Origin of the sequence: Sphaerochaeta sp. UBA5836, from assembly GCF_002432845.1 — a bacterium.
In the GTDB taxonomy this organism is placed as follows: Bacteria; Spirochaetota; Spirochaetia; order Sphaerochaetales; family Sphaerochaetaceae; genus Sphaerochaeta.
The window spans coordinates 6,398-15,626 of the sequence record NZ_DJGW01000053.1 but is presented as its reverse complement, the minus strand read 5'-3'; the positions used below and the strand labels follow the sequence as shown (position 1 = coordinate 15,626).

Sequence of the window (9,229 nt, the reverse complement as noted above, 5' to 3'; positions counted from 1 at the left end):
AGCAAGAGGGCCGGTTTCGGCCCTCTTGTACAAAGTCTGTGATTTTGTTTGTTTCTTACCAATTCCTCCATACAGTCACCTGGGTGACTGTATCGGAAGGACCGCTCTTGATCGCCCTGCTCAATACCGACGTACCGAACAGTATGCTTATCAGAAGGTAGACGGCCAGGAATATGCCTGCTCCTATCAACATTTTATTACTTCGCTTAAGCTTGGATTTCATTGCCAACCTCCTTATTGCGTGCATAGTGCTGTAAATCCTCCAAGGTGATGCCCAACGTCTCCATGGTGGAGAAGAGCTGGGGCAGCTCCCGCTTGATGAACTTCTCGCGACGCTGCTTGAGCACAAGAGAGCGTGCGTCCTTGGCGGTGAAATATCCGATTCCCCTCTGGTTCTCCAACGTGCCTTCCTCTTGCAGCATGGCATACGTCCTGATCACGGTGTTGGGATTCACCTCCAACTCCATGGCCATATCGCGTACCGAGGGAATTCGCTGCCCATCCTCCCATACCCTGTTGAGGATAAGGTCATGGATGTACTCGGCTATTTGCAGATAGATCGGAGAGAATGTATTAAACTGCATCTGTTGCCTGGACCTCCTCAACCCTGAAGTACGCAGTAACCAAACAGAATAGCGGCAAAACTGCGTAGTATAAAACATTGGTTATACCGGAGAACACCTTCAAAGCTGTGAGGGAGTTCTGCAGGTACCTGGAGTCGAAGTACATGAACGAATCAAACATCTGCATTGAAGAACCAAATTTGATGGCGAACACAATCCTGGTGAACAAAAGCGCCAGGGAACCAAGGCCGAGAAAGACTACCCCGACAGCCAGAACCGTCTTGATGAAATGTCCCTTGTGGAAGAATGTCGCGCCCAACAGGAATACCGAATTCCATACCCAGTACTGAGCCAACAGCGACCAAAGCTCATTGTCTCTGAACGGGTTGAACAAACCCATCGGACTGCCGAAAATCAGAAGCTGAATCGGCTCGGTCACCACACTGGTCAAGAAGAACAGCAGCGTCAAAGCAATCGGATAGCCAATAGTAGACACCAAAGCCTTGGACAAAAACTTCTCCAGATTCGTTGCAGGAAGCATCAACCAATTATGCTGGGCGTCCTTGCTGAACATATCCTCACTGAAAAGCATGCTGGTGGTGATGAAACCGCCGAGAAGCAAAAAGCCGGGAAACATTTCCGAATATACTTCCATCGGGAAAGAAGAACCGGTATACCGGGCCACCAGACTCTGCATGGTCTCAAAAGCAAAGAGCAGCAACACTATCACCAAACCATACGTCGAGTACTCTTTCTGACCGGTCTTCCACTCCCGCTTAAGCAATGCGAGCAATCTATTCATCGTACACCTCCCATAGTTCCCTTTGAGGTCTGGATAACCACATTGAACAGGGTTTCCAAGTCCAAAGGCTGCCCTTCAGATTCGTCGCCTCGCTCACTGAGCACCATCCAGCCGCCAAGCACTTTCTCCGTATACAGCGTGTTCTCCTTGCTGGGTTCGCTGGTGGTAAGGTTGAGGACATACTTGTCCGAAACACTGGCAACCGTGTCGTTGAAAATAACAGAACCGTCATGCAGGATGATGATCGGGTCGATTAGGTTTTCCATATCACGCACCTGGTGCGTTGAAATAATGAACGTCCTGTTCTCCGTCATCGCTGAAGCGACCGTCTGCCTGAACTGCCGTTTCGAAGGAATATCCAGCCCATTGGTAGGTTCATCAAGCATAAGCAGGGCGGTATTCGACGCAAGGCCGAAGGACAACAGGACCTTCTTCTTCTGTCCCAAGGACATCTGATCCAGTCGCTGGTTCAAATCAACATCGAAATCCTTGCAATACACACCAAACATCGTATGGTCGAAACGAGGATAGAAAGGACTGAGCATCGCCAGATACTCATTCGCTTTCATTTTCGGAAGCGGGAACTCTTCAGGCAGATAAAAAATCTCCTGCAACAGGGAGGGAGCCCTCTTTTGGGGGTTCTGTCCAAACACTTCAACCTTCCCGCCCTGTACGAACAGTTGGCCGCTGAGCAACTTGAGCAAGGTGGTCTTGCCCGCCCCGTTCTTTCCCAACAATCCGTAAATATTTCCCCTGTGAATCTCCAGATCCAAACCGGAGAACAACGGTTTGCTCTGGTATGAGAATGAGATATCGGTCATACGAACAACGACATCCCCTTCCATCCCATACCCTGATGATACTACTACTTCCTGGCTTGCCATGCATGCCTCCTAATCTGCTACTGTAATAGCTATCTAATACACCAATATTGTAATCATGTCCAGCCCTTTACCTTGAAAACCACACAATTTTTTCCCATTTTTTTCAGCATAGGAACTTTTTCGAAATTTCTAGACAATTGCCAAACTATCACTAGCAAATTTGATAAGAAGCTGGTAGTATCGTTTCTTGCGCATTGGCCTTCCAATGTGCAGACAAGAACATCCTTCACCTCTCTTGAGAGAGGGTGGGAAACACTTTATATGAAAGGGCTGGATGTAACATCCAGACAAAAAAACACCATGGTATAGAAGGAATAAGGGTAATGAACGAATCTACCAACCAATTCTATCTTGATCGTCAGAATCAAACCGAATCCAATGCACGCACGTATCCCCGAAAATTCCCCATCGCAATCAAAGAAGCCAAAGGCTCATACCTTATCGATGTAGAGGGCAATACTTACCTCGATTTCCTCTGTGGTGCAGGCACCCTTGCCCTTGGACACAACGACGATGAAGTAAACCAGGCGATGGTCAACCTTTTGACCAACAACTTTCCCCTTCACACCCTGGACCTCACCACCCCGATCAAAGATACTTTTGTTCAAACCCTTTTCAATCTTCTTCCTGAAGAGCTTAAAAACAACGGGAAAATCCAGTTCTGCAGTCCCAGCGGAACCGACGCAGTCGATGCGGCGATCAAGCTGTGCAAGACGGCAACCGGTCGCTCTTCAATCATCGCCTTCAGCGGCGGCTACCATGGAATGGGACACGGAGCCCTTGCCTTAACCGGAAATCTCAATGCAAAGAGCCAGGTCAACGGCCTGATGCCCGATGTACATTTCTTCCCCTACCCCTACTCCTATCGCTGCCCATTTGGTTTGGGTGGTGAAGCAGGAATCGACGCAGCCTGTGCAGTCTTCGAGCGCACGCTCAAGGACCCCGAAAGCGGTATTACCAAGCCTGCAGCCGTCATCCTGGAAACCATCCAGGGAGAAGGCGGCGTAGTACCCGCTCCCATTAAATTCCTGCAGACGGTTCGCCGTGTGACCAAGGAACTCGACATCCCCATGATCGTCGATGAAATCCAGTGCGGAATCGGCCGTTCGGGCAAGTTCTTCGCCTTCGAGTATGCCGATATCGTACCCGATGTCATCCTTGCATCCAAGGCGATCGGGGGATCGCAGCCGATGAGCGTAGTCATCTATCACAAGGATCTGGATGCCTGGCAGCCGGGTGCCCATGCAGGAACCTTCCGCGGCAACCAGCTTGCCATGGCGGCCGGTACGGTAGTCATGAAGCGGGTGAGCAAACCCGAGTTTTTGGCCGAAGTGATTGAGAAAGGAAAAATGATCGAGGACCACATGATAAAGTTGATGCAGGAAGTCTCCATCATCGGGGACGTCCGCAGCAAAGGCTTGATGCTCGGCATTGAATTCGTCGATCCCCTCGGGCAGAAAGACCAGCTCGGCTCTCTCCCCCAAAGCGGCGTCATTGCAGCCAAGGTGCAGAAAGAGTGCTTCAACAACCGCCTGATCATGGAAAAAGGGGGAAGGTACGGTTCGGTCATGCGCTGCCTGTGCGCTCTCAACGTTACCAAGGATGAGGTCAAGCTCATGCTCGATATCGCCGAGAAGGCAATCCGCAAGGTGGATGCAGATGTCAATTCCCACCGATAAGCTTCCGTATTTTTTCGGCAGTGACACCCGTTCGAAAGAGGCCTATCGCACCATCATCGACGATACGGTGCAAGCAATCACCGACTCGGTGACCGATGCCGGCGCTTATCAGGGCGCCAGCGTAAAGGATTTGCAAAACCTCATGCAGACCACCACGATTCTGCCGCAAACCGGCAATGGTTGGGATGCTGTGCTTGACGAGGTGAAGAAAACCATTCTTCCCAACTTCCTCAGGACCTGGTCCACCAACTACATGGCCCATCTGCACAGTCCTGCACTGCTTGAGTCGATCGCCGGCGAACTGATCCTGTCCACCTTCAACCAGTCGATGGACAGCTGGGATCAAGGTCCCATCGCGACCGAAGTGGAGGTAGCGGTAGTAAACGAGCTGTGCAAGCTGTATCAATTAGGAGAGGATGCCGACGGCGTCTTCACCTCGGGGGGCAGCCAATCGAATCTCAGCGCCCTGACGATGGCCCGTGATTGGTATTGCAACACGGTCCTTGGACACGACGTCAAGAAACTAGGCCTGCCCTCCTGCTATCAGAAGCTCAGGATCTACACTTCCGAAGTCTCCCACTTCTCCATGGAGAAGAGTGCACACCTGCTGGGCCTCGGCTACGATGCCGTTCGCAAGGTTCCGGTGGATGAGCTGTGCAGGATGGATGTGCAAAAACTAAAAACGATGCTTGAAGAGGATGTTTCTGAAGGACTGTTGCCCTTCTGCATCGTGGCAACCATCGGAACGACCGATTATGGTTCGATCGATCCGGTAGAGAAGCTGAGAGTTGTATGTGATGCATACAACCTCCATCTGCATGCAGACGCAGCCTACGGCAGCGGGCTGCAGCTTTCCCAACACTATCAACAGCGTTTGGGCGATCTCGGCTTGTGTGATTCCATCACCGTCGACTTCCACAAGATGTTTCTGCTGCCCATCAGCTGTGGAGCACTGCTGATAAAGAATCGCTCCCGATTTGAGGTGTTCACCCTGCATGCCGACTACCTGAATCGTGAAGAGGACGAGGAGGCGGGCTATACCAACCTGGTCGGCAAAAGCCTGCAGACAACCCGCCGCTTCGATGCCTTGAAGGTATGGATGGCTTTCCAGTGCAGGGGAAAGGACGGTTTTGCCTCCATCATCGACACCTGCATCGAGAATGCAGCCTACCTTGCGCAAGCCATACTCTCCAACGACCGGTTCGAGCTGGCCATCAAGCCCGAGCTTTCCAGTGTGGTGTTCCGCCTGAAGGGAAGCTGCGAGAAGAACAAGCAGGTACGAAGACAGCTGTTGCATCATCATCAGGTGGTCATCGGCCAGACGGTGTATCAGGGCAGGACATACCTTAAGTTCACCCTGCTCAACCCCTTGGTGACCCATCAGCATCTGGATGAGCTGCTCGCTTTCCTCGAGAAACTGGGTAGCAGCATCCAATAAAGTATGCAACCGTGCTCGAAGGGTCGAGGAACGAGGTTCTTCGACTCTTTTTTTCGAGAATTACCAACGATACAGAACAAGATAGAGCGAAATAGCAGAGAGGATGCTTAGCAGTGTTCCTACAAGAAAGTACTCGCAGAATGCTTGGGAGTCGGCAAGCTGCCTGCTTCGTGCGAATGTTTTTGCTGCAATGATCCAACCAATGACACCATATTCTCCGACTACCATCAGGATGACAAGAATAAGCCTTTCCAAGTAACCGATCACCTTCCCAGCCCCCTCTGTGCCTTCTCCGGGCATCGGCCGAAATCGCCCGAACAGCTCGGTGAACATGACCGAGACGGGTTTAGCCGCACAAAGCAGAAGGACGCTGATTCGTAGAACAGAAACCCAGCTCGGAGGCAGGAAGAACGTTACGTGGTACAGAATCGAAACGACAACGAGCAGGAGGATGTGGCAGAGTTGGTCAAGCATGAAAAGTATTGCCGTTTTGTTTGTACCTTTCTGCAGCAGGAATTTCAAAGCATCGAGCAAGGCATGTGAGACGGCAAGCACCACAAAGGCAGAAGGATGAGATGCAAGCAGCAAGGGAAGGAAAGCAAGGGAATACAGCAGTGAATGCAGCACAACTGCCGAGAATTGGTGCTGTCTTGCCTGGGCAAGCCTGTCTGTTTGCAGATAGTAATCACCTAAAACATGCATGCCGAGCATGGCCAGTAGTGCTGTACTCATGATTCAATACCTCCCAGGATTCGCTGCATGACCTGTTCCGTCTCCTTGCGTGTATCCAGAAATGCAAACCATCCCATGGCTTGTACTGTGTTGTTTACTTGCTGGGCGCTTAGGTTCATCTCTTTAGCCACCTGGGCTTGAGAGACTCTCTTATACCCGTGACTTGTCAGGTAGTGCCTGGCAAGTTCCAGTTGAGTATTTTTCCACTTCGAGGCAACCAGGTCCTGAAGCACCAGAACCTGGGTTACCAGCGTCTGGAGGTATTCGTATCGATTCTCACCAAGGCTTATTGCCATGGTGCGCGTACCATAGTAGTCCTCTTTTTTCACCTGCTGTAGAGCATTTCGTGCATTCCAGAATGCCGGACCATCGGCAAGAATACTATGCTTCCTGTCGATAGCCGTTTCAATGGCACCATACCCGAGACCCATGCGTATTCCACTTTTACTGGAGAGTGCATATCTGATGCAATCGCAAATTTCCAGGATGGGAGCTGATGAAAAAAACAAGCCCTGAAAAGCATCCCCTGCATTAACCATAAGAAAGGCGGCCATATGCTGCTCATACCTGCCGTTGAGTTCCCTCAGGGTATCAAGCAACAGCTCCTGCAGAGCTTTTCGGTCAGGCGACTGCCTCGATTGTCGTAAATCTCCTACCAACGCGTAATATTGCATATCGGTAGTATACCATAGGTTTTAGTATAAAATAAATATTTTTATGTTGTTTTATTCATTATCAATATATTTTAATTGATTTTTTATTTTTCTATACTTTTTTGTTGATATTAGACGTATTTATGCACATATGCCCCGAGTTTTCGATAACTGGAAACAAAATCCTCATGTGCGACCTTCTTTGGATCAAAGTGAAGCACCTTGAAGGTAATCTGGATGCAAAAGCCGATAAGTACAGCACTGAGCAGCGTTCCCCAACCCAGAAAACCTCCCAGAAGAAAGCCTACGGCGGTGACGCCCACTTCGATGGCTCCCCGGCAGGTGCCGACCGAAAACTTGGTTTTGCGTGAGAGCAGCACCATCAGGCTGTCCCGGGGCCCTGCCCCGAAGCCGGAGGAAATATAAAAATAGGAGGCCAGGGAGATGACAAACAAGCCTGCTATCAGCTGCACAATGCCCAGAACAGGATTGGACAGTTCAGCAAACAGACCACTGGCAAGCAGGATGTTCATAAACAGGCCTACAAACACCATGTTGCATACCGTTCCCAGACCCAGCGGCTCACCGAACAGCATGACTGCAATGCCGATGACCAAACCCACCAAAATGGTTACCGTTCCAATCTGGACTCCCATCACCTTGGCAATGCCGGCATGGAATACTTCCCACGGGGCATAGCCGATATGGGCCTGCATGGTGAGCACAATGCCCACGGCATACAGAAACAACCCGAAGAACAAGCGAAACAATCGAATCACTACAGCCTTCATACACTCCGCCTTGGCGCTACCATACCGAATACCAAGGAAAAAAGATAGCTCATATTACCAGAATCGCTTGAGGTTCTCGATTCTCACCACCCAGCCATCCTTTGGGAATCCCGGCGCATGGGCCGTCTCACCTTCCCAACCGCCGGCCATCAAAGCCAGGGCCAAGAGCAGGGCGCCATTGCCCGGCAGGTACAAAGGAAGGTCGGCTTTCGGCAGTTGGGCGTTGTGGCCGTTGGGCGTATAGGTGTTCTTGGGAGAGTCCATCAACAACAAATCCACTGCATCGGCGCTTCGGCCCAAACGGGCGGCGGTCATGGCCATGAGGGGGAAGTCCCAGCCCCAGAGCTCATTGAGCTTCCAATCCTTGAGCACCCGGTCCAGGGAGTTGTTCATCATGCGCCTGTCCACATCCCTGCCATCGAGCAGGCCGAGGCTGAAGAGGAGCGAAGGATGGTCGTAGGCAAAGGCGCCATAGGTATCCGGGCAATGCTGGTGTGCCAGGTAGACTTCTGCATCGTTGGGCAGAGGAGAGAGCTTTTCAAGTACTTGAAGCCAGTCTTCATCAACACTCCTGTCTGCCTCCTTGAGCAGGCTTACAGCCTCCTGCAGCGCCCATCGCCAATAGGAGAGCTCGAAGGTGGGATTCAGCGTTTCTTCAGGCCTGTGGTTCTCCTGCACCGGGATGAGGGGTGGGCCGAGGACATAGAGGCCTTGCTTTTCATCATATTGCAGGTAGTCGACCATGAAGGCGGCGGTAGCCTCAATGATCTCCGTCCACTCTTTGAGCAAGGCGGACTCGGGGTGGGTCTTTCTCAACAATGAAGCGTAGAAAATCGGATGAGGCTGCTGCCAACAGAGCAGCGTCCCGATGGACGATGGGCTGTCATTGCCGCTGGGATCGGTCATTTTCGGCCAACGGGCACCCCGGTAGCCCTGCACTCTTGCCCGCTCATAGGCACCATCGAGGATGCCGGCATACCAATGCAGTGAACGCTCAAGAAGCTCAGCCTGATTGAAGAGTGCAAAGTGGGAAGCATGCAACAGGTGCATTTCCAGATGAAATTTCCCATACCAGCTGTTGCAGGTAAGCCCGGTCTCAGGCGGCGGTGTTTCGCCGCTGCACTGGATGGCCAGCAAGTACCTGCTCAGCAACATCCTTCGCTGCAACTCCTTGCTTCGCTCATCAGAAGAGAGCGAAAAATCGATGAACGCGCCCTCAGTCCAAAACCGAGCCCAATGGTTTGCCGATAGAGCCTTGGCCTGGGCGAAGGAGCTGACTGTGCAATTGCCTGCTTCCTGCTTGAACAGAAAGCTGGCTTGCAGGACAAGGTTGGAGCTAGTAATCTCAAAGGCATGCTGGCTGGTCTGCTGCACACAGCATTGCATGCACGTGCCGATGTGAACCTCATACCGGCTGCTGTCCATGCTGCGTTTGATGACGTACTGATTGTTCTCCCCTGTTGCCAGGATGCTTGTGTGATCGTCGTCTCTTGTGTAGTCCGAGCCGCTGATGGTATGGGAAGCGTAGGGAAAGTGAACCACTACCGAAAGCAGGCCGTTTGCAATCAAAAGAGATTCTACACTGATTGAAATCTGGTCCTGGTGGGGGTGGCACACCGTCTGCACGCATACCCGTTCGCCTTGGTAGACAAAGGTGCTGGTGATCAGGCCGCTATAGAGATCGAGG

The 9,229-nt window shown here is 51.6% G+C and carries 10 protein-coding genes; 2 read left to right on the top strand and 8 right to left on the bottom strand.

Annotated elements, in window-relative coordinates; all coding sequences use genetic code 11:
* Positions 1 to 55: 55 nt before the first annotated feature.
* The 4 genes from B3F49_RS04025 to B3F49_RS04010 are packed head-to-tail and all read right to left on the bottom strand — an operon-like array spanning position 56 to position 2,249.
* A complete protein-coding gene (locus B3F49_RS04025) occupies positions 56 to 223 on the bottom strand; it encodes a hypothetical protein (RefSeq protein WP_293896660.1) in 168 nt (55 codons plus the stop codon).
* On the bottom strand, positions 207 to 584 hold the full coding sequence (locus B3F49_RS04020; RefSeq protein ID WP_293909138.1) for a GntR family transcriptional regulator: 378 nt from the start codon (positions 582 to 584) through the stop codon (positions 207 to 209). Before B3F49_RS04020 ends, B3F49_RS04025 begins: the two co-directional genes overlap by 17 nt.
* Positions 574 to 1,365 (bottom strand): hypothetical protein, encoded by a 792-nt coding sequence (locus tag B3F49_RS04015; protein WP_293909136.1) that lies wholly within the window; start codon positions 1,363 to 1,365, stop codon positions 574 to 576. Before B3F49_RS04015 ends, B3F49_RS04020 begins: the two co-directional genes overlap by 11 nt.
* The gene (locus B3F49_RS04010) at positions 1,362 to 2,249 is read right to left on the bottom strand and encodes an ATP-binding cassette domain-containing protein (protein ID WP_293909134.1); all 888 of its coding nucleotides are present in this window, start codon (positions 2,247 to 2,249) and stop codon (positions 1,362 to 1,364) included. Before B3F49_RS04010 ends, B3F49_RS04015 begins: the two co-directional genes overlap by 4 nt.
* A 323-nt stretch (positions 2,250 to 2,572) precedes the next feature.
* Between B3F49_RS04010 and B3F49_RS04005 the strand changes: the two genes are divergently transcribed.
* Both B3F49_RS04005 and B3F49_RS04000 read left to right on the top strand, forming a co-directional pair.
* The gene (locus B3F49_RS04005) at positions 2,573 to 3,928 is read left to right on the top strand and encodes a diaminobutyrate--2-oxoglutarate transaminase family protein (protein ID WP_293909132.1); all 1,356 of its coding nucleotides are present in this window, start codon (positions 2,573 to 2,575) and stop codon (positions 3,926 to 3,928) included.
* The gene (locus B3F49_RS04000; protein ID WP_293909129.1) at positions 3,909 to 5,366 is read left to right on the top strand and encodes a pyridoxal phosphate-dependent decarboxylase family protein; all 1,458 of its coding nucleotides are present in this window, start codon (positions 3,909 to 3,911) and stop codon (positions 5,364 to 5,366) included. Before B3F49_RS04005 ends, B3F49_RS04000 begins: the two co-directional genes overlap by 20 nt.
* A 60-nt stretch (positions 5,367 to 5,426) precedes the next feature.
* Here B3F49_RS04000 and B3F49_RS03995 read toward each other — a convergent pair whose 3' ends face one another.
* From B3F49_RS03995 to B3F49_RS03980, 4 genes are all read right to left on the bottom strand, one after another.
* A complete protein-coding gene (locus tag B3F49_RS03995) occupies positions 5,427 to 6,098 on the bottom strand; it encodes a DUF3307 domain-containing protein (protein ID WP_293909128.1) in 672 nt (223 codons plus the stop codon).
* Entirely contained in the window at positions 6,095 to 6,772 is a 678-nt protein-coding gene (locus B3F49_RS03990; protein ID WP_293909125.1) for a SatD family protein, read from the bottom strand. Before B3F49_RS03990 ends, B3F49_RS03995 begins: the two co-directional genes overlap by 4 nt.
* A gap of 110 nt (positions 6,773 to 6,882) precedes the next feature.
* Positions 6,883 to 7,542, bottom strand: coding sequence for a YczE/YyaS/YitT family protein (locus B3F49_RS03985; protein ID WP_293909122.1), 660 nt, complete (start codon positions 7,540 to 7,542; stop codon positions 6,883 to 6,885).
* Between the two features lie 54 nt (positions 7,543 to 7,596).
* On the bottom strand, positions 7,597 to 9,229 hold a 1,633-nt coding region (locus B3F49_RS03980; RefSeq protein WP_293909119.1), incomplete at its 5' end, for a hypothetical protein.